The organism is Brevundimonas sp. (genome assembly GCF_036677305.1).
GTDB lineage: Bacteria > Pseudomonadota > Alphaproteobacteria > Caulobacterales > Caulobacteraceae > Brevundimonas.
The window spans coordinates 1-19,607 of record NZ_JAKFEB010000232.1 but is presented as its reverse complement, the minus strand read 5'-3'; the positions used below and the strand labels follow the sequence as shown (position 1 = coordinate 19,607).

The window sequence follows — 19,607 nt, the reverse complement described above, 5'->3', positions numbered from 1 at the left end:
CGACGAACTGCTGGCCACCGTCTTCAAGGGCAAGAAGACCGAGATCGGCCGCTTCAAGGGTCTGGGCGAGATGATGGCCTCCCAGCTCAAGGAGACCACCATGGACCCGAAGAAGCGCACCCTCGCGCGGGTCACGGTCCCGGAGTCCGAGGCCGAGATCGAGGATCTGGTCGAACGCCTGATGGGCCGCAAGCCCGAGGCGCGCTTCCAGTTCATCCAGGAAAACGCGCGCTTCGCGGCGGCTGATCTGGACGTCTAGGTCAGGGGCAGGTCGTCGGCGCGCCGTAGCGGGTGACCTGGCTGTGGGTCTCGTCGCCCGCGAGGTGAAGCATGGTCATCCGGTCGTATTCGCACTCGGGCATGTCGGCCGCCTCCGCGAAGCCCAGCGCACGGGCGATCAGCGGGATGGTGTTGCTGTGGCCGACCACCAGCACGACGGCGTCGTCGGGCAGGGCGCGGACGCGTTCGGCGATCGCGGCGACATGGCCGGCGGAGCCGCCGTCGAAGCCGACAGGCTCGATCGCTGCCGAATGGAAGGTCGCGGTCGGCTCGGCCGTCAGGCGGGTGCGCTGCAGGGGGCTGGTGAAGATGTAGCCGGGATGCGCCTCGGCCAGCGCGGCCGACAGCGCGGCGGCCCGGGCCTGGCCGGCTTCCGACAGAACGGGATCGGCGCTGGCGTCGGCCTTTTCGGCGTGGCGCACCAGATAGACCGTCTGGGCCATGGCCGAGGTGGCGGTCAGCAGCGAGACGGCGGCGGCGAGCAGGAGGCGTTTCATGATCTCAAATCCCCGATTTCGTTCGAGATTGACCGCGCCTTGAGCGCCTGTCGAGAGCCAGGTCTCAGTGAACCTTCGACTCGCCGGGCTGAGCAAAGGCCGCCTCGCCGCTGACCTCGGCGTAGACCGAGCCCAGGTCCTCGAAGACGCGGTTCCAGGCGAAGCGTTCGACGGTCCGCACGCGGGCGGCCGCGCCGATGGCCTCGATGTCCCGCGCGAACAGGGCCTCGACCGCGGCGGCGTACTGGACCGGGTTGGCGCTCTTCGCCAGCTGGCCGACGGTGTCGTCGACCGTCTCCTTCACCCCGCCGGCGTTGACCCCGACGACCGGCCGCCCGCAGGCCATGGCCTCCAGCACGATCAGGCCGAACGGCTCCTTGTCGTTGGCGTGGACGAAGGCGTCGCAGCTGGCGATGATCTTGGCGACCGCCTTGGGATTGGCCTCGTACGGCAGGGAGATGACCCGCTCTTCCGCCGGCATGCCCGCGCCCGCGCCCACCAGGATCAGGTGATAGGGATCGCCGAGCCGCTGAACCGCCTCGATCAGGACGTCGATGTTCTTCTCGCGCGCCGGGCGGCCCGCGAAGCAGAGCAGGCGCGCCGACGCCGGCAGGCCCAGCTTCTTCAGCAGCCAGTCGCGGTCACGGCGGTCGGGCCGGAAGGTGTCGATTTCCACGCCCAGCGGGCGGATGACGATATTTCCCACGCCGGCCTCTTCCAGACGGCGGGCGATGAAGCGGCTGGGCGAGACGACCTTGTCGAACTGGCCGAACAGCCGGGCCCAGCGCTTCTCGACGGGCTTCTTGGCCCATTCGCCGAAGTGAAGCGCGGCGAGGCCGGCGGGATCGGAGTGGCAGAAGCCGACGACCGGGCAGCCGGCGCGCTGCCCCGCCTCGAGAGCGCCCTGCCCCGGCGTATAGGGATCGCCCGCTTCGATGATCGAGGGGTTCAGGGACGCCACCCAGGCGCCCCAGCGTCGAACCGAGGTCGGCCAGCGGTAGCCGTCGCCGAAAGGCAATTTGGTCGCGTGCAGCTGGACAATGCCGTCGTCGCCCGCCTTGTGATGCGCGCCCGGCACGACCAGCGAATGGGCGACGCCCGGACGGTTGGCCTCGAGCCAGGCCTTCTTGGACAGCAGATAGCGTTTCACTCCGCCGGAACGGGGCGCATACAGCATGGTGGTGTCGACCAGGCGCGGCCGCCCGTCGTCCCCGGCGGCCTTGGTCGCGGCGAGGGTCTCCGAGACCTCCTCGTCCCAGCCCGGAATCAGGCGCAGTTCGCCTTCCTGCACTTCCAGACCCGCGAGGCTCACCAGTTCGCGTTCGGCCTCGCTGATGCTGGCTGCGCCGCGCGCTATCCGTTTCTGGATGCGGCGGGCCTTGCGGACCTTCGACATGTGCGACTTGACCATCAGCGGCCCCTAGCGCCGCTCGCAGCCAAGCTCAAGCGTCGTCCGATTCCGGCGGGTCTTCGGACGGCGTCACCCCGCGCCGATGCAGGGCTTCCCGAAGCAGGGTTTCCACCTGGGCGTTGACCGAGCGCAGCTCGGCGGCGGCCAATCGCTCGACCGCCGCCATCACGCCCGGCGAGGCGCGCATGAGAAAGGGTTTACGCGGGCGGGCCATGAAATCAGCCGTACAGCGTCCCGGTGTTTACGACGGGCTGGGCCTCCCGGTCGGCGCACAGGACGACCAGCAGGTTGGACACCATGGCGGCCTTGCGGTCCTCGTCCAGCTCCACCACGCCGCGTTCGTTGAGGTCGGCCAGGGCGTTCTCGACCATGCCGACCGCGCCCCTGACGATCAGGCGGCGGGCGGACAGGACGGCCTCGGCCTGCTGGCGCTTCAGCATGGCGCCGGCGATCTCCGGGGCATAGGCCAGGTGAGCCAGCCGCGCCTCGTCGATGGCGACGCCCGCGACGCTGACCCGGCCGACCAGTTCGTCGCGCAGGCGGCCGGCGACATCCTCGGCGTCGGCGCGCAGCGTCATTTCCGGCTCGTCCGTCTCGTCGCCGTGGTCATAGGCGTAGTGCGAGGCGATATCGCGCAGGGCCGTATCGACCTGGATGTTCACAAAGGCCTGGTAGTCGTCGACGTCGAACAGGGCCATGGCCGAATCCTCGACGCGCCAGACGACGTTGGCGGCGATCTCGATCGGGCTGCCCCGTTTGTCGTTCACCTTCAGCTTGTCCGAGGTCAGGTTGCGGACGCGCAGGCTGATTTTCTTGCGGCTGTACCAGGGCAGGACCCAGCGCAGCCCTGTCTTGCGATCGGTGCCGCGATAGTCGCCGAAGAGCAGGATCGCCATCCCCTCGTTCGGCTGCAGCGAATACAGGCCGCAGACCAGCAACAGACCCACGACCGCGGCGACGACCCCGGCCACGATCCGCCAGGCCGTATCCGGATCCTGCGCGACGCTGACGGGGCCGAGAATCAGCAGGGCCAGCCCGATCAGCAGGACGACGACGCCATTGGCGGTCGACGCGGGGCGTTCAATGGATCTGGAATGGGTGGTCGTGGTCATGGAGCCCTCCTGAAGCAATATGAAAGTGATATCACTTTGATGCCATATTGCGCAATAGCCTCGCTTGATGTGTGACCCCCAAGCCCGGCTTCGGCCTTGCATTCGCCTCAAATTCGAGAAACTTGAGGCAGGCTGGCGTGGTCCCTGTTAGAGGATCGCCCGCGTCTCTGGCGTATCGTCCACAGGGGTTTCTACCGAATGCGTATTCTACTCGCGACCGCGGTTGCGATCGCTCCCCTGATGGCGGCCTCCGGCGCGATGGCCGAGGTGGTGATTTCCACTGCCCGCACGACGCCGGTCGCCACCTCGAACCCCGGCGGCTCGGGTCCCGACGACATCCGCATCGCCGGCGCCGGCGCGATCAACGTGTCCTCGGGCGCGGCGATTATCATCGACGCCAGCGAGAACCTCACCATGGAGGCGAGCGGCGCAGTCAATATGGCGACCGCCGCCGACGGTGCGACCGGGGTGCTGGTGAACCCGGGACTGACATCCACCCTGGCGATCAGCGGCTCGATCAACATCGCGGATTCCCTCGGCGACTATCCGGACACCGACAACGACGGGGACCTGGACGGTCCCTGGGCCACCGGCACGGGCCGTTACGGCATCCGTTATGCGGCCGGGGCGCCCGTCACCGGCGACCTGGTCATCGGAGCGACCGGCCTCATTGCCGTGGACGGAAACAACTCCTACGGCATCTCGATCGAATCGGGCCTGAACGGAAAGCTCCAGAGCCAGGGCTCCATCCGGGTGTTCGGCGACAATTCCATAGGCGTCCATACCCTTGGGACCATCACCGGTCCGGTCTCGCTCCTCGGCAGCATCAGCGCCCGCGGCGCGAATGCGTCGGCGGTCTCGATCGGCGGCGACGTGTCCGGCCGCGTGACCCTTCAGGGCGAGATGACCTCGTCCGGCTATCGCTACACCTCGCTCGGAACCGACACCTTCGAAAGCAAGCTCGACGCCGACGACAAGCTGCAGGGCGGCCCCACGGTCATTGTGGCGGGCAACATCACCGGCGGCGTGATCGTGGACCGGCCGCCCCTCGACGCGGACACCGCCAATTCGGACGAGGACGCCGACGGCATTCCGGACGCCGCTGAAGCCACGGGCGCGATCACCAGCTTCGGCTCCGCCCCGGCGGTCATGATCGGCTCGGCCACGCGTTCCACCTCGCTCGGAGCGGTGGGAACAGGCGACAGCGCCTTCGGCTTCATCAACCGGGGCACCATCAGCGGCCAGGGCGTATACGCCGGCGTCGACGCCACCGGCGCCGTCTTCGGCGGCAACGCCGGCCAGACCGTGACGATCGCGGGCGGCATTCGCAACGACGGCGCCCTGTCCGGCCTTGCCCGGGACGCGAACGCCACGGCCATCCGGGTGGGCGCCGGGACGACCGCTCCCCAGATCTTCAACACCGGCAACCTCACGGGCGCCGTGGCCAGCGAACTGGCCGGGTCGTCCGCGACTGCGATCCGGATCGATGCGGGCGCCACGGTCAACAGCCTGGTCAACAACGGCTCGATCCTCGCCTCCTCGGGCGGCGGCGCGGCCACCGTCACCGGCCTGATCGACCTCAGCGGCACCCTGACCTCGATCACCAACACCCGGTCGTTCCAGGCGACGCTCAGCCCGAACGAAGCCGGCGACCCGATGACGGGCACCACGACCGCCATCGACGTCAGCGCCAATACGACCGGCGTAACCCTCCTGCAGACCGGCGTGGCCGCCACGCCGACCGCCGCCAATCCCGACACGGACGGCGACGGCGTGCCGAACGACAACGAACCGCGGATCATCGGCGCCATCAGGCTGGGGTCCGGGGCCGACACGGTCGATATCCGGAACGGCGACGTCCTGGGCGACATCAGCTTCGGCGCCGGCGCCGACAGCCTGGCCATCACGGGCGGCGCGGCCGTTCGCGGCGCGCTGACCGACAGCGGCGGCGACCTGACCATCGACGTGGCCAACGGCACGCTCGACGCACGTCAGACCTCGCGGACGAATATCACCAGCCTGGACGTCGGCGCGGCCGGCAACCTGATCGTCACCCTGGATCCCGCCAACAACGCCAACGGCGGATTCAACGTCTCCGGAGCCGCGACCTTTGCCGACGGCGCCGGTCTGGGCGTCCGCTTCGCCTCGCTGCTGACGGCGCCGACCCGCTTCACGCTGATCGACGCGGCGACGCTGAACTTCGGCGCGATCGATCTGGATTCGATCGAGACCAACTCCCCCTACCTCTTCAAGGTCGACGCGGCTGCGGACATCCCGGCCGGCGAGGTGTTCGTCGACGTCCGCAAGCGGACCGCCGAAGAAGCCGAGCTGATCGCCGTCGAAGCCAATATGTACGACGCCTTCTACACCTCGCTCGGCGACCCCGACGCGGTGGAGATGCGCAACGCCTTCCTGGCCCAGAACAACCGCGACGGCTTCATCAACCTGTACGAACAGCTGCTGCCCGAGCACTCGGGCGGTCCGCTGCTGTCGCTGGCCTCGGGCGTGGATGCGGTGACGCGGGCGCTGACGGGCCGCAACGCCTCGGCCGCGCCGGGCGAAACCAGCGCCTGGGTGCAGGAGATCACCTTCTACGCCGACAAGGACAAGACCGAGACCTACGGCTTCCGTTCGGAGGGCTTCGGCGTCGCGGGCGGCGTCGAGCGCGGCACGGGCCTTGGAAACATCGGCATCACCGCCGCCTTCACCTCGTCGGATCTGGAAGATCCCGAGGCCGAGGCCGAGGAAGTCCTGTCGGCCAATCTGTTCGAACTGGGCCTCTACTGGCGCGCCCAGGGTCAGTACTGGACGACCTGGGCCCGCGCCGCCGCGGGCTATGCGACCTTCACGTCCGAGCGCCGGTTCGTCGGCGGCGGGCAGAACCTGACCAATGAATCGGACTGGGCCGGCCTCAGCCTGGCCGCCGCCGGCGGCGCCTCGTACGAACGGTCCTTCGGACGCTTCAACATCAGGCCCGAGATCTACGCCGAGTATTTCGCGCTCACCGAGGAAGGCCACGCGGAAGAAGGCGGCGGCGACGGCTTCGATCTGGAGATCGACGAGCGCGAAGGCCACCTGTTCTCGGCCACGGCCGCGATCAACATCGGCATGGCCATGGGCGAGAACAGCTGGATGCGCCCCGAACTGCGGGTCGGTTGGCGTCAGAACATCTCGGTCGATCCGGGCGAGACGATCGGCCGGTTCCGCTCGGGCGGTCCGGACTTCGTGCTGGACGGCGCCTCGATCGAAGGGGGCGGACCCCTGGTCGGCTTCCGCCTCAACATCGGCAACGAACTGGGCATGCTGTCCATCAGCGCCGACGCCGAGATGATCGAGGACTATGTCCGCTACATGCTGTTCCTGCGGGCCAGCTTCCGGTTCTAGGTCGGGCGCAAGGGATAGGGCGGCTAGCTCAGCTGGTCAGAGCACCTCGTTTACACCGAGGGGGTCGGGGGTTCGAACCCCTCGCCGCCCACCATGCCCCCATCACGCCACAGGGCCGGGTCAGGATACGTTCACGTCTGCGGGTTAACCCTGACGGTCAGGAGAGATTCGCCATGTCCACGTCCCCGGCCCGCCTCGTCATTCTGTCAGGCGTCCTCGGCTCGGCCCTGATGCTCCAGGGCTGTCTGGTCGGCGCGGTCGTGGGTACGGCCGGCGCGGTCGTCGGCGGCGCGGCCCAGGTCACCGGCGCCGTGGTCGGCGCGAGCGTCGACGCCGTCACCACCTCGGACGAGGAAACCCGGGCCAAACGCGAGCGCGAGCAGCGCGAATACGAACGTGAACAGCGCCGTTGCGAACAGCGCCAGCGCCAGGGGCGCGACTGCTAGGTCCGGACCGCCGAGGCGCTACAGCGTCAGCACGCACCGCTCGTGAATCGTCGGCCGCGCCACGGTGATCCGGCTCAGACCCGGCCATTCCGGCTTCAACCGCTCGGCGAACCACAGGCACAGGCGCTCCAGCGTCGGCAGCTCCAGCCCCGGCTTGTCGTTCAGCAGGCCGTGATCCAGCTCTTCCGCCGCCGCCTTCAGCGCGCGGTCCAGCGCGCCCAGGTCCGCGACCCAGCCATGGCTGTCCAGCGCCTCGCCCCGAACCGTGGCCTCCACCGAGAACGAATGGCCGTGCATGCGCCGGTACGGGCTGCCGTCGGGCTCGTTGGGGAAATGGTGGGCCGCGTCGAAGGTGGCCGCCTTGGTGATCTCGAAAACGCTCATCTTACGCCGATGTATTTGTGGGTCTGGACGCTGAGCCGCCATTTCGGGCGGGTCAGGCAATAGTCGATGGCCGCCGCGGTGTTGGCCGCCTGGTCGGGGCCGTCCATCGGCTGCAGCCAGAAACGTTCGAAGGCCAGGTGTTCGAACCGCTCGGGCATGGCGAGGGCTTGCGGAAAGACCAGTTTCAGCTCCTGCCCGGCGGTCTGAACCACGGGCGCATCCGCTTTCGGGCTGACGCAGATCCAGTCGATCCCCGCCGGCGCGGCCAGGGTGCCGTTGGTCTCGATCGCGATCTCGAACCCGCGCGCGTGCAGGGCGTCGATCAGGGGCGCATCCAGCTGCAGCAACGGTTCCCCGCCGGTGCAGACGACCAGCTTCGGGTCCCCTCCCCGGCCGCGCCACATCGACTGGACATGATCGGCCAGGGCCCCGGCGTCGGCGAATTTCCCGCCCCCGTCCCCGTCCACGCCGACGAAATCCGTGTCGCAGAAGGTGCAGACCGCCGTCGCCCGGTCCCGCTCCAGCCCGTTCCACAGATTGCAGCCGGCGAAGCGCAGGAAGACCGCCGGCCGTCCGGCCTGTCCGCCCTCGCCCTGCACGGTCAGGAACACCTCCTTGGCGGAATAGGTCATGCGGCGGCCCATTCCGTATGGCCCGAGGCCCGGAGCTCGCAGGCCGGGCAGTCGCCGCAGCCATAGCCCCAGGCGTGGCGGTGCGCCCGGTCGCCGCGGTAGCAGGTGTGCGAGGCCTCGACGATCAGCTCGACCAGCGCCGCGCCGCCGATCCGGTCGGCCAGCGCCCAGGTTTCGGCCTTGGTCAGGGCCATCAGCGGGGTCTCGATCACGACCGGCTTGTCCAGGCCGAGGCTGAGCGCCGTCGCCATGGCGTCGATCGTGTCGCGGCGGCAATCGGGATAGCCCGAAAAGTCCGTCTCGCACATGCCGCCGACCAGCACATCCAGCCCGCGCCGGTCCGCCAGCGCCGCGGCGCAGGTCAGGAAGACCAGGTTCCGGCCCGGCACGAAGGTGGTGGGCAGGCCTCGCGCATCCAGTTCGATCGCCCGGTCGGCCGTCAGGGCGCTTTCGGCGATCCGGCCATAGCCGGTCAGGTCGACGACATGGTCGGGCCCCAGACGGCCGGCCCACTGCGGCAGGGTCCCGGCCATCCCCTCGCGCACCTTCAGACGCGCCTCCATCTCGACCGCATGACGCTGGCCGTAGTCGAAACCCACGGTCTCGACGCGCGCGAACCGCTCCAGCGCCCAGGCCAGGCAGGTGGCGCTGTCCTGCCCGCCCGAGAACAGGACGAGGGCGGATTTTTCGCTGGCGGGGCCGAAATCGCTCATGACAAACCTGCGGTCGGCCGTCCGGCCGCGCGCATAAACAAGGGGATGGGCCGCCTCGAGTGGCGGGCGGGCCTTCTACACCAGCCCCGGCCGCAGGGCAAAGACGGCCCGAAAACGGCGGTTTCAAACTTAACCCTTCCGCAAATGGTTCTCAGCCAATGTCCGCCCGTGGCAGTGGAGTTGTGGCCGGATATGCCGACCATCGAAGTCTTGACCGAGCGGGCGGAGGCGGTTTCGCCCCAGACCTTGGGCAGTGCTGTCTTCGCGCGTTTCGAGAGCGAGCCGGACACCCTCGTCATCCCTGTCGTCGACAACGACCGGCCCGTCGGCCTGATCGAACGCAACGCCTTCCTGTTGAAGATCGCGGCCCCCTTCGGTCACGCCCTGTACGCCGGACGCCCCATCCTGCATCTGATGGACGACGAGCCGGCCGTGGTCGAGGCCGGGGTCACCATCGACACCTTCTGCGACATCCTGCTGAAGAGCGGGCCCGGCGCACTGATGCGCGGCTTCATCGTCACCCGGCAGGGCCGGTACCACGGCGTCGGCACCGCCGTGTCCCTGCTGCAGGCCGTCAACGACCAGCAACGGCGCCAGAACGCCGAACTGGCCGAACAGGCTCGCGTCCTCGGCGACGCCCGCACCCAGGCCCTCGCCTCCGCGCGCGCCAAGAGCCAGTTCCTCGCCATCATGAGCCATGAGCTGCGTACGCCGATGAACGGCGTCCTGGCCGTGGCCGAACTGTTGCGCCGCCAGCCTCTGAACACCCAGGCCCAGGCGCATGTCACCACCATCATGGAATCGTCGGAGACCCTGCTTCGCATCCTGCAGGACGCCCTCGACCTGTCCCGCGCCGAGGCCGGCGAGCTGGAGCTGCACGCCGAACCCACGCCGCTGCGGGCCCTGATGGACGACGTCCAGGCGCTCTGGGCGCCCCGCGCGTCCCAGGACGACGTCACCCTGATGGTCAGCTACGAGGGCGACACCGAACTGGCGGCCGTCATCGACGGCGTGCGCGTCAAACAGCTGTTCAACAACCTGATCGGCAATGCGCTGAAATTCGCCCGCAACGGCATCGTCGAAGTGGGCCTGAAGGCCGTGGCCGTGGGCGACCGGGTCCAGCTGGAAGCCCGCGTGCGCGACGACGGCCCGGGCGTCGATCCCGGGCGCGTCGATGAAATCTTCGACCCGTTCGTCCACGGCTCCGGGCCCGACGGCGCCGGCCTCGGCCTGGCCATCTGCCGGCAGATCGTCGAACGGATGGACGGACGTATCTGGGCCGAAAACAACGCCGGCCCCGGCGCGACCTTCGCCTTCGACCTCAGCGTCGCGCGCGCGCAGGTCGCGGTCGCCGTCCCGTCCAATGTCGAAAGCATCGGCGACGGCGAGCTTCTCACCAATCCCCACATCCTGATCGTGGACGACAACGCCACCAATCGCGTGGTCGCCCAGGCGCTGTGTGAAATGTTCGGCTGCACGTCCGAGACCGCCGAGGACGGCGTCGAGGCGCTGGAAGCCGTGCAGGAACGCCGGTTCGATCTGGTCCTGATGGACATCAAGATGCCCCGCATGGACGGCGTCCAGGCGACCCGCGCCATCCGCGCCCTCGACGGCCCGGCCTCCAGCCTGCCGATCGTGGCCCTGACCGCCAACGCCGATCCGGACGACGCCCGCAAATACGTCGAGATCGGCATGGCCGCCGTGGTCGAAAAGCCGATCAAGCCGGAACGCCTGCGCATGGCCATGAACATCGCCCTCGAACAGGCCGCCGCCGCCGCGAGAGCCGAGGCCGAGCCCGCCGCCGGGGCCCGGTCTGTCGCCTAACCGCCCTCGTCGTCCGCCGGGCTGACGTCGTCGTCCTCTTCCTCGTAGCCGACCAGCCGCAGCGCCCTCGCCGCCTGGCCGTTCAGCTCGCACCAGCGCAGCAGACCCTCTTCCCGACCGTGGGTGATCCAGACCTCTTCCGGCTTCAGTTCGGTGAAGGTGGCGATCAGTTCGGGCCAGTCCGCGTGGTCCGACAGAACCAGCGGCAATTCCACGCCCCTCTGCCGCGCCCTCGCCCTGACCCCCATCCAGCCCGAGGCGAAGGCCAGCACCGGATCGGCGAACCGGCGCGCCCAGCGGTCCTGCGTGGCCGACGGCGGCGCGATCACCACCTCGCCGCCCAGCGCATTCGGTTTCAGTCCTGTGGCCGGCAGGATCGGCCCCAGATCGACGCCCTCCCGCTCATACAGGCGGTTCAACCGCTCCAGCGCGCCATGGACATGGATCGGCCGCTCCCATCCCGCCTCGCGCAACAGGCGGATGACCCGCTGCGCCTTGCCCAGGGCGTAGGCGCCGACCAGATGGGCCCGGTCCGGAAACTGCCGCAGGGACTGCACCAGCCGGCCGATCTCCTCGCCGTCGGGGGGATGGGTGAAGACCGGCAGACCGAAGGTGGCCTCGGAGATGAAGACGTTGCACGGCACAGGCTCGAAGGCCGTGCAGGTCGGGTCGCGCCGGCGCTTGTAGTCGCCCGAAACGACCATGGTGACGCCCTTCCAGCGGATCACGGCCTGGGCCGAGCCCAGCACGTGGCCGGCCGGCGCCATGCCGATCTCGACGCCGTTGTGCGTGGTCGTCTCCCCATAGCCCAGGCCCTGCCGCTCGACCGCGAAGTTCTCGCCATAGCGCTCCGCCATGATCGCCAGGGTCTGCGGCGTCGCCAGCACGGTTCCATGTCCCGACCGCGCATGATCGGCGTGGCCGTGCGTGATGACGGCGCGATCCACCGGCCGGACCGGATCGACGTAGAAGTCGCCGGGCGGGCAATACAGGCCTGCGGGCGTGGGCCGCAGCAGGTCTTCGAACCGGATCATGGAGCGGATATGGCGGTCATGGCGCAGCAGACAACGCACCGGACGGACTTGCGCTCATTTCACGACCGACCCAGAAGCGGATCATGACGTCCACAATCCTCGATCTGCTGCCTCAGCTGGCCAGCGGCGCCGCTCACACCCACGCCCTCGGTTTTGTTTTTGACGGCGTTGAAGGCGATCGCGTTCGCATCCGCGCGCCCTGGCGCGAGGATCTGGTCGGCGACCCGGACACCGGCGTCCTGTCGGGCGGTCTGGTCACCACCCTTCTGGACCATGTCGGCGGACTGGCGACCTGGGTGGCGCTCGGCCGGTTCGAGACCCTCGCCACCCTCGATCTGCGGGTCGACTACATGCGCGCCGCCGCCACGCGACGGGACCTGATCGCCGAGGCGCGCTGCTACCGGCTGACCCGGTCTGTCGGCTTCGTCCGGGCCTGGGCCTTCGAGGATACGGCCGAAGACCCCGTCGCGGCGGCCCAGATGGCCTATATGCTGGGGTCCGGCGAGGGACGCGGCGCCGGCGTCAACCTGCGCGCCGGAGGGACGGCGGCATGACCGACCTTCTGGACCGCCTGCCCTACGCCCGGTTCCTCGGTCTCCTGACCCAGGCCGACGGCGACGACCTGACCGTCACCATGCCCTTCGCCGACCGGCTGATCGGCAATCCGATCCTGCCCGCGCTGCACGGCGGCGCCACCGCGGCCCTGCTGGAGCTGACCGCCGTGGCCCAGGTCGCCGCCCTGTATCCGCGCCTGCGCCTGCCCCGGCCGATCAACGTCAATGTCGCCTATCTTCGCTCGGGCCGTCCCGTCGACGTCCACGCCAGCGCCCGCATCAGCCGCGCGGGCCGCCGCGTCGCCCATGTCCTCGCCGAGGCCTGGCAGGACGATCGCGCCCAACCCATCGCGGCTTTGACCGCACACTTCCTACTTGCAGTAGACGACCTGGAGTAGCGTTCTAGTAGCACACATGCTCGGCTCCGCCCGTGACGCTTGGTCACCGGAGGAAGATCATGAGCAGACAATCCATCGGCGAAACCCTGGCCGCGCGACTCTACGCGGCCGAGACCGCCATCGACCTCGCCCTGATAGAGACGGCCATGCTGGCGGCGATGCTGCCGGCGGCGCGCGCTGACGCCTACCTCTCTGCCGTCACCGGCCAGCGCGCCTTCGACGGCGCCGCGGGGAGCCTCAGCGCCCTGTCCGCGGCACGCTCCCAGATGGTCCAGACCCACACCGCCCTCGCCGCCATCGCGCGAAAGCTCGGGCTCGACGCCCTGGCGGTCGGCCCGATCGACAAGCCCGGCGACACGCCCCCTGTCGGCGGCGGCGGCGGAGACGGGCCCGGCGCCCGCCCTGATATGGTGAACGAAACCCTACGAGACACAGTCAACAAAATCCTACCGAAGGAAGCTGGGCTGTGTTAAGGGGTGGTTCACCTAGTTTTTCCTGAGGGAGGCTTTTCGTGACCAAGACCGAAGTCATCGCCAGCGTCGCCGGCGACCTGAATGCGACCGAAAAGGCTGTTGACGAGGCCATCGCCCGCGCCACCACCCTGGTGCAGGCCATGATCGGCGGTCGCACGGCCCTGAACATTTCGCCGGTCGTCGGTGCCGACGCGCAGACCAGCGTTCTGGAAGCGATTGCCAGCCTGAGCGCCGCTCGCCAGGCTATGGTCGCCTGCCACACCGAGATGGCCAAGGATCACCGTCGTCTGGGGTACGGCATCTACGCCGGAGCCGACGAAAAGGGCCCGCGGCCGGACACGATCGGCGAGCACCGCCTGCGCGCGGTCTAAATTCGAGGTAATGTCCGCCAGCGGTCATTCCCGCCGGTGCTGACTTGAGGCAGTATCGCCCCCATGCATGGCGCATGGGGGCGATTCTATGTTTGTGACCATCTACGCCCAGCTTGTCTTGGCGGCCGCGGTCATCGTTGTCGCCTTCGCCTTTTCCAAGGGAGATGAACCGGAGCGAATGGGCGCAGGCGCCTACGCGGTGGCCTTCCTCGCTACTACGATGATCAAGGGCGGTGTCGCGCCGAACCTGCCGCGATGGGGCCCCATGGGGGTCGAGATCATAATGCTGGTGGTCTTCATCGGCATCGCTTGGCACAGCCGGCGGAGCTGGCCCATCTGGGCGGCAAGCTGTCAGGCCGTGGTCGTCACCTGCCACGCCATGGTGGCCGCCAACCTCCGGCCGCCGGCCGATGCCGCCGCCGCCGTCAATAACATGGCCAATTACGGCGTACTGCTCGCTATGGCTATCGGCACGTTCTGGGCTTGGCAGGAGCGTCGTGCGCTTGAACAGATGGAAGCTCCCGGCGCCGCTTCCCGCCGGCCGTAAGAGACGAAGCGCTTGTTTGACACCCTCTACGCCCAGATCGGGACGGCGATATCCCTTGCGGTCGTGGCCTTCGCCTTCCTGAAGGGCGACGAACCGGAACGGGTCGGCGCCGGGGCGTTCGCCCTCGGTCTGCTGGCGTCGCTGCTGCTTCAGGACGACAGCCGGCTGTCCGGCCCCCAGTGGGGCGTGATGGGCGTTGATGTGGTCATGCTGGGCGTCTACGCGACCCTCGCCTGGAAGAGCCGGAGGTCCTGGCCGGTCTGGGCCGGCGCGCTTCAGGCCCTGATCGTCATGAGTCACCTGCTGACCGTCGTCGACCTCCGCCCGCCCCTCGCCGCCTTCTACCTGGTCATCAACCTGGCCAGCTACGGCATCCTTCTGGCCATCGCGATCGGGACCTTCCAGGCCTGGCGCGGACGGCTCCTCGACGATCCGGAATAGGTGGATATTCCTAACTCCGACCTGTAATCTGCGTCCGAATCAGTCCTCCGGTTCCGGCGAGATCCCGTGCCCCTGTCCCATGCCCAGCTATGGAAGGCGATCGACGGCCTGGCCCGGCGCGAGGGGCTGAGCGCCTCGGGGCTGGCGCTGCGGGCGGGGCTGGACGCCACCAGCTTCAACCCGTCCAAACGGTTCGGCGCCGGCGATCCGCCGCGGCCCCGCTGGCCCTCGACCGAGAGCCTGACGCGCATCCTTCACGCCACCGGCCTGTCCCTGGGCGATTTCGCCGCCCTGGCCCTCGACGCGCCCGACCGGCCGTCCACGGCGCCCATGCTGGGCATGGCCCGGGCGGGCGAGGACGGCTTCTTCGACGATGCGGGCCTGCCCGCCGGAGACGGCTGGGAGCAGACCGACCTGCCCCGGGCGAAGGACACCCTGTTCAGCCTTCGCATCGACGGCGATTCCATGGTCCCCCTGTACCGCGAGGGCGACCGTGTCCTTGTGGACCGCGACGCCACCCGGGTGCGCAAGGGCGACCGCGTCGTCGTCCGCACCGCCTCCGGCGAGACCCTGGCCAAGGAACTGGCGGCGATCTCGGCCCGGTCGGTGACCCTGGCCTCGATCAACCCGGCCTATGCGCCCCGCACCCTGCCGCGCAGCGACATCGTCTGGATGGGTCGGGTGCTGTGGGTGAGCCAGTAGCCGCCGCGCTCAAGCAGCGATGCTGCGCGGATCGCGACAACGCCTGACCTCGCTCAAGCAGCGATGCGCCGCGCACATCGCGATAGCGCCTGACCGCGCTCAAGCAGCGATGCGCCGCGCGCATCGCGATAGCGCAAAAAAGAAGGCCGCCCCTTTCGGAGCGGCCTTCGATGTCTCTACGTGGGGCCGATCAGTAGGCGGTGACGTAGTTGGCGTTGACCCAGCCGCCGCCGGCGATCTGGACCCATTCGCCCTGCGAGCCGATCGCCGCGAAGGGCTGGCCGGCGCGCAGCGAGCCCGCCTGGCGGTAGCTGGTGCCGGGACCCGAACGGATGCGCAGGTTCGACGTGGCGCGGTACTGGGCGCCGCTGCTGGCCGTGGATTCGGCCCGGGCGCGCTGCTGGTTGCAGCCGATGTAGGAACCGGCGGCGGCGCCGGCGCCCGCGCCGGCCACGGCGCCGAGGGCGCGTTCATTGGACGAAATCCGGCTGCCGGCCAGACCGCCGATGACAGCGCCGATCAGGGCGCCGGTGCGTTGACGGCCGCCGGGGGCGTCACAGTTGGTGATGCCGTTGGCCTGCTGGGCCATGGAAACGGTCGGGACCGCGGTCACCAGCGCGGCCAGGGCGGCGGCGGTGGCCAGGGTGGTGTTCATGAACTTCGACATGGTCTCTCCAATTCATCGAGGTTGGTCGATGAGGAGCACAATGCGCCACGCCGGATGAAGGCTCCCGGAGGCTCGCCGTTATATTCGGTTCATGTTCGTTACCGGACATTCCTGGGGGCGCTACTGAACGGACCGCGGCGCATGGCTGTTTGAACACCCCGGCCGCCTCGGGTCGGGACCCGAGGCGGCAGTCAGTTCCGGATAGGCCGCCCCTCCTGGGACGCCAGCTCGCCGTTCGCCCCCGCCTCGATCAGCTGGATGGTCTGCGGCAGGCCGTAGATCGCCGCGAACGAGCCGAACCGCGGCCCCTGCGACGCGCCCAGCAGCACTTCGTACAGGGCCCCGAACCACCCGCGCAGCGGCTCGAACGCGTGTTCCTTGCCCACGGCGTAGACCTCGCCCTGGATCAGCTCTCCGTCGGTCGTGTCCGCCGGCAGGGCCTTCAGCCGCCCGGCCAGATCCAGCAACGCCGCCTTCTCTTTCGCATCGGGCGGACGATACGACTTCGTCGGCTTCACGAAGTCCTCGTAGTAGTTCAGCGCCCGCTCCATCAGCTGGTCCAGCAGCGGCTCGTTCTGTGGCGTGGCCTCGGGCAGGTACTTCGCGAAATAGGCCCACAGCTGGTCCTTGTTCGACGCATTGGCCACGCCGACCAGGTTCAGCAGCAGGGCGAACGACACCGGCGAGGTGTGGGTCGGCGGCGCGCCCGAATGGATCGACCAGACGGCGTTGTCGATCCGCTTGGCCGGCTCCTGCGTCTTGAAGGCCTCGATGGCGGCCAGATAGTCGTCGATCGCCCGCGGAATGACGTTGAAATGCAGGCTCTTGGCCGACTTCGGCGACTGGAACATGTACCAGCTCAGCGACTCGGGCGTGCCGTAGCGAAGCCACTCTTCCATCGTCAGGCCATTGCCCTTGGACTTCGAGATCTTCTTGCCCTCGATGTCGAGGAAGAGCTCGAAATTGAACCCTTCGGGCGGAACCCCGCCCAAAGCGCGACAGATCTTGCCGCTCTCGCGGACGCTCTCGATCAGATCCTTGCCGGCCATCTCGTAGTCGACGTCCAGGGCGACCCACCGCATGGCCCAGTCCGGCTTCCACTGCAGCTTCACACGGCCGCCAGTGACCGGCAGCTCCGTCCGCCCGCCCGCGGGGTCATCGAAGGTGATGGTCCCCTTCTCCACATCGCGGTCCAGCGTCGGAACCTGCAGCACATGGCCGGTGACCGGACTGACCGGCAGGAACGCCGAATAGGTCGCGCGCCGCTCCTCGCCCAGCGTCGGCAGCATGATCGCCTGCACCGCGTCGAACCGCTCCAGAAGGGCCAGCAGGGTCGCGTCGAACCGGCCGGACTTGTACTGCTCGGTCGACGACAGGAATTCGTACTCGAAGCCGAAACTGTCGAGGAAGGCGCGCAGGCGGGCGTTGTTGTGGGCCCCGAAACTGTCGTGCGTCCCGAACGGATCGCGCACCACGGTCAGCGGCTTGTGCAGGTCCTCGCGCAGCACCTCCGGATTGGGGATGCCGTCCGGCACCTTGCGCAGGCCGTCCATGTCGTCGCTGAAGGCGATCAGCCGCGTCGGCCAGTGGTCGCCGGTCAGGGCGCGGAAGGCGTTGCGCACCATGGTCGTGCGCGCCACCTCGCCGAAGGTGCCCATGTGCGGCAGCCCCGACGGACCGTAGCCGGTTTCCAGAATGACGGGCCGCTGCAGGTCCGGAAACTTCGCCAGCGCCTCGTCCGCCTTGCCGGCGTCGATCAGCGCCTGGGCCTCTTTCCGCCCGGCGTCGTCCAGCCGCTTCTTCAGCACATGCGCCAGCAGATTGCGGGCCTGTTCGAACGGCCAGGACCTGGCTTCGCGTGCGAGGGTTTCAAGGTTCTGCAACATGAGGCGCGGTTTGACGCGTCACAGGCCGTGGGTCAACGCGGAGAACCCTGGGGCCTCACGGCCAAAGCAACTATGGCGATCCCGGCGGCCACGATCAGGGCGTCCTCGATCAGCCCGCTGCGGGTTTGGCCGATCTCAGCCATCGCGCGTTTGCGCCCCGCCAGTGTCACATAGGCCAGCGGCACGGCGGTCGCGACGGCGAACCCGCCCCCCTCCCGCTCCCGGCCTCGCGGCGCCAGGGCGGCGCCCGCGATGCCCGCGCTCATGATCCGCGCCAACAGGCCGAGGAAGACCGTGCGATCCGGCGCCGACCTCATCTTGTCGCCCAGCAGTTCGCCGACACCCATGACCAGGGCCCCGGCCGTGAACAGCGGATGCCCCAGCAGCAGGAGCCGGCCGGGCGTCCGCCGTCCAGCCAAATGCGCCCCAGCCAAGGCGGCCATGGGCGTCATCGAACGGGCGCTGGCGACGGCGCCGATGAGGATAGAGGGCAGGAAGCTGAAATCGCGCATGAGGATCCAACCCGCCTCGCACCTTCCGGTTCACCGCCGTGATGCAACTTCGCCCGCGCACGGCGGTTGTTGGATTCCCGCACTGAGAGACGCGCCATGACCGATCAAACCACCTTCAGCCTCGACGAAGCCATCAAGGCGCAGCGTAGTCTCCGACAGGCCCTCGGCCTCGGCGAGGAACGCTTCGAGGTCCCGGAGTTCGTCGAGATGATCAGCGACGAGATCGAACAGATGCGCGACGCGGGCAAAACCAATGACGACATCGCCGCCATCGTCGCCGAGGCCACCGGCCAGCGCATGGACCCCGCCGACCTCGACCGCCACTACATCGCCCCCGAAGACCGCCACGGCGGTCAGGAGCGATAGCCCGCCGCACTTGACCGACGGCGACCCCCGTGGCCTTTGCGCCGCCTGATGAAGACCGCCGATTTCGACTTCGATCTGCCGGACGACCACATCGCGCTCCGCCCCGCCGAGCCGCGCGATTCCGCGCGCCTGCTGGTGGTGAAGGACGGCGCGCTCGAAGACCGCATCATCCGGGACCTGCCCGATTTCCTTCAGCCCGGCGACGCCCTGGTGTTCAACGACACCCGCGTCATCCCCGCCCGCCTGTCCGGCGTCCGCCAGCGCATCGGCCCTGAAGGCGAGACCCTGACGGTCGAGGTCGAGGCCACCCTGCATCACCGCGATGCGCCCGACGTCTGGTCGGCCTTCATGAAACCCGGCAAGCGGATCAAGGCCGGCGACCGCATCCGCTTCGGCGCCGAGGCCGACGGCGCCTGCCTGCTGGGCCGCCTCGACGCCACCGTGGTCGACAAGGGCGAGGACGGCCTGGTCACCCTGCGTTTCGACCTGTCCGGACCCATGCTGGACGAGGCGATCCGCGACGTCGGCGTCATGCCCCTGCCGCCATACATTGCCGCCAAACGCGCCGAGGACGACCGCGACCGGTCCGACTACCAGACCATGTTCGCCCACTGGGACGGCTCGGTCGCCGCGCCGACGGCGGGGCTGCACTTCACCCCTGCCCTGCTGGACGCGATCCGCGCCCGCGGCGTCTCCACCCACGCCCTGACCCTGCACGTCGGGGCCGGCACCTTCCTGCCGGTCAAGGCGGACGACACCGCCGACCACAGGATGCACTCCGAATGGGGCGAGGTTTCCGCCGATACCGCCGCCGCCCTGAACGCCGTCCGCGCCGCCGGCGGCCGCATCGTCTGCGTCGGCACCACCAGCCTGCGCCTGCTGGAAAGCGCCACGACGGAGGACGGCGAGATCCGTCCCTTCCACGGCGACACGGCCATCTTCATCACCCCCGGCTACCGCTTCCGCGCCGCCGA

23 protein-coding genes, 1 tRNA gene and 1 pseudogene are annotated in these 19,607 nt (G+C 68.9%); 14 read left to right on the top strand and 11 right to left on the bottom strand.

Annotation, left to right across the window (positions count from 1 at the left end; genetic code table 11):
• Window positions 1–259, top strand: a pseudogene (locus V6M42_RS13425) (DNA topoisomerase IV subunit B); the annotation flags it as partial.
• Between the two features lies 1 nt (window position 260).
• Here V6M42_RS13425 and V6M42_RS13420 read toward each other — a convergent pair.
• The 4 genes from V6M42_RS13420 to V6M42_RS13405 all read right to left on the bottom strand — a co-directional run bounded on the left by V6M42_RS13420 (window position 261) and on the right by V6M42_RS13405 (window position 3,299).
• Window positions 261–776: a SixA phosphatase family protein gene (locus V6M42_RS13420; protein WP_332678937.1), complete on the bottom strand. Its 516-nt coding sequence runs from the start codon at window positions 774–776 to the stop codon at window positions 261–263.
• A gap of 64 nt (window positions 777–840) precedes the next feature.
• On the bottom strand, window positions 841–2,187 hold the full coding sequence (locus V6M42_RS13415; protein WP_442880972.1) for a glycosyltransferase: 1,347 nt from the start codon (window positions 2,185–2,187) through the stop codon (window positions 841–843).
• Window positions 2,188–2,218: 31 nt separating this feature from the next.
• Window positions 2,219–2,374, bottom strand: a complete 156-nt coding sequence (locus V6M42_RS13410; RefSeq protein ID WP_332678936.1) for a hypothetical protein — start codon at window positions 2,372–2,374, stop codon at window positions 2,219–2,221.
• 31 nt (window positions 2,375–2,405) lie between these two features.
• A complete protein-coding gene (locus tag V6M42_RS13405) occupies window positions 2,406–3,299 on the bottom strand; it encodes an SPFH domain-containing protein (RefSeq protein WP_332659542.1) in 894 nt (297 codons plus the stop codon).
• A gap of 198 nt (window positions 3,300–3,497) precedes the next feature.
• On the opposite strand from V6M42_RS13405, the gene V6M42_RS13400 reads away from it, so the two are divergent.
• From V6M42_RS13400 to V6M42_RS13390, 3 genes are all read left to right on the top strand, one after another.
• A complete protein-coding gene (locus V6M42_RS13400) occupies window positions 3,498–6,683 on the top strand; it encodes an autotransporter outer membrane beta-barrel domain-containing protein (RefSeq protein ID WP_332678934.1) in 3,186 nt (1,061 codons plus the stop codon).
• Window positions 6,684–6,700: 17 nt separating this feature from the next.
• Window positions 6,701–6,777 (top strand) — tRNA-Val (locus V6M42_RS13395).
• Between the two features lie 79 nt (window positions 6,778–6,856).
• Window positions 6,857–7,129, top strand: a complete 273-nt coding sequence (locus V6M42_RS13390) for a hypothetical protein (protein ID WP_332659540.1) — start codon at window positions 6,857–6,859, stop codon at window positions 7,127–7,129.
• 18 nt (window positions 7,130–7,147) lie between these two features.
• On the opposite strand, the gene V6M42_RS13385 is transcribed toward V6M42_RS13390, so the two are convergent.
• The 3 genes from V6M42_RS13385 to queC are packed head-to-tail and all read right to left on the bottom strand — an operon-like array spanning window position 7,148 to window position 8,858.
• On the bottom strand, window positions 7,148–7,513 hold the full coding sequence (locus V6M42_RS13385) for a 6-pyruvoyl trahydropterin synthase family protein (protein WP_332659539.1): 366 nt from the start codon (window positions 7,511–7,513) through the stop codon (window positions 7,148–7,150).
• On the bottom strand, window positions 7,510–8,145 hold the full coding sequence (gene queE / locus V6M42_RS13380; protein WP_332678931.1) for a 7-carboxy-7-deazaguanine synthase: 636 nt from the start codon (window positions 8,143–8,145) through the stop codon (window positions 7,510–7,512). The genes V6M42_RS13385 and queE overlap by 4 nt, the downstream gene beginning before the upstream one ends.
• Window positions 8,142–8,858 (bottom strand): 7-cyano-7-deazaguanine synthase QueC, encoded by a 717-nt coding sequence (queC, locus tag V6M42_RS13375; RefSeq protein ID WP_332678929.1) that lies wholly within the window; start codon window positions 8,856–8,858, stop codon window positions 8,142–8,144. The genes queE and queC overlap by 4 nt, the downstream gene beginning before the upstream one ends.
• A 192-nt stretch (window positions 8,859–9,050) precedes the next feature.
• Between queC and V6M42_RS13370 the strand changes: the two genes are divergently transcribed.
• Window positions 9,051–10,682, top strand: coding sequence for a response regulator (locus V6M42_RS13370; RefSeq protein ID WP_332678927.1), 1,632 nt, complete (start codon window positions 9,051–9,053; stop codon window positions 10,680–10,682).
• Here V6M42_RS13370 and V6M42_RS13365 read toward each other — a convergent pair.
• On the bottom strand, window positions 10,679–11,716 hold the full coding sequence (locus V6M42_RS13365; RefSeq protein ID WP_332659535.1) for a ligase-associated DNA damage response exonuclease: 1,038 nt from the start codon (window positions 11,714–11,716) through the stop codon (window positions 10,679–10,681). The genes V6M42_RS13370 and V6M42_RS13365 overlap by 4 nt on opposite strands.
• A gap of 83 nt (window positions 11,717–11,799) precedes the next feature.
• On the opposite strand from V6M42_RS13365, the gene V6M42_RS13360 reads away from it, so the two are divergent.
• From V6M42_RS13360 to V6M42_RS13330, 7 genes are all read left to right on the top strand, one after another.
• Window positions 11,800–12,270 carry a PaaI family thioesterase gene (locus tag V6M42_RS13360; RefSeq protein WP_332659534.1) on the top strand — a complete coding sequence of 157 codons (471 nt, stop codon included), beginning with the start codon at window positions 11,800–11,802 and terminating at the stop codon, window positions 12,268–12,270.
• Complete coding sequence (locus V6M42_RS13355; protein ID WP_332678925.1) at window positions 12,267–12,668, top strand: PaaI family thioesterase; 402 nt, start codon at window positions 12,267–12,269, stop codon at window positions 12,666–12,668. The genes V6M42_RS13360 and V6M42_RS13355 overlap by 4 nt, the downstream gene beginning before the upstream one ends.
• 59 nt (window positions 12,669–12,727) lie before the next feature.
• Window positions 12,728–13,141: a hypothetical protein gene (locus V6M42_RS13350; RefSeq protein WP_332678923.1), complete on the top strand. Its 414-nt coding sequence runs from the start codon at window positions 12,728–12,730 to the stop codon at window positions 13,139–13,141.
• A gap of 38 nt (window positions 13,142–13,179) precedes the next feature.
• A complete protein-coding gene (locus V6M42_RS13345) occupies window positions 13,180–13,512 on the top strand; it encodes a hypothetical protein (RefSeq protein WP_332659531.1) in 333 nt (110 codons plus the stop codon).
• An 88-nt stretch (window positions 13,513–13,600) separates the two neighbouring features.
• Window positions 13,601–14,059 carry a hypothetical protein gene (locus V6M42_RS13340; RefSeq protein ID WP_332659530.1) on the top strand — a complete coding sequence of 153 codons (459 nt, stop codon included), beginning with the start codon at window positions 13,601–13,603 and terminating at the stop codon, window positions 14,057–14,059.
• A gap of 12 nt (window positions 14,060–14,071) precedes the next feature.
• Window positions 14,072–14,500 (top strand): hypothetical protein, encoded by a 429-nt coding sequence (locus V6M42_RS13335; RefSeq protein WP_332678921.1) that lies wholly within the window; start codon window positions 14,072–14,074, stop codon window positions 14,498–14,500.
• Window positions 14,501–14,566: 66 nt separating this feature from the next.
• Window positions 14,567–15,202 (top strand): S24 family peptidase, encoded by a 636-nt coding sequence (locus V6M42_RS13330; protein WP_332678920.1) that lies wholly within the window; start codon window positions 14,567–14,569, stop codon window positions 15,200–15,202.
• 190 nt (window positions 15,203–15,392) lie between these two features.
• Here V6M42_RS13330 and V6M42_RS13325 read toward each other — a convergent pair whose 3' ends face one another.
• The 3 genes from V6M42_RS13325 to V6M42_RS13315 all read right to left on the bottom strand — a co-directional run bounded on the left by V6M42_RS13325 (window position 15,393) and on the right by V6M42_RS13315 (window position 18,267).
• Window positions 15,393–15,869 (bottom strand): SH3 domain-containing protein, encoded by a 477-nt coding sequence (locus V6M42_RS13325; RefSeq protein WP_332659527.1) that lies wholly within the window; start codon window positions 15,867–15,869, stop codon window positions 15,393–15,395.
• Between the two features lie 191 nt (window positions 15,870–16,060).
• The gene (locus V6M42_RS13320; RefSeq protein ID WP_332678919.1) at window positions 16,061–17,755 is read right to left on the bottom strand and encodes a lysine--tRNA ligase; all 1,695 of its coding nucleotides are present in this window, start codon (window positions 17,753–17,755) and stop codon (window positions 16,061–16,063) included.
• Window positions 17,756–17,787: 32 nt separating this feature from the next.
• Window positions 17,788–18,267, bottom strand: coding sequence for a hypothetical protein (locus V6M42_RS13315; RefSeq protein ID WP_332678918.1), 480 nt, complete (start codon window positions 18,265–18,267; stop codon window positions 17,788–17,790).
• Between the two features lie 96 nt (window positions 18,268–18,363).
• Here V6M42_RS13315 and V6M42_RS13310 point away from each other — a divergent pair, with 96 nt between their 5' ends.
• Both V6M42_RS13310 and queA read left to right on the top strand, forming a co-directional pair.
• Entirely contained in the window at window positions 18,364–18,633 is a 270-nt protein-coding gene (locus tag V6M42_RS13310; protein ID WP_332659524.1) for a hypothetical protein, read from the top strand.
• A gap of 48 nt (window positions 18,634–18,681) precedes the next feature.
• On the top strand, window positions 18,682–19,607 hold a 926-nt coding region (queA, locus tag V6M42_RS13305), incomplete at its 3' end, for a tRNA preQ1(34) S-adenosylmethionine ribosyltransferase-isomerase QueA (protein ID WP_332678916.1).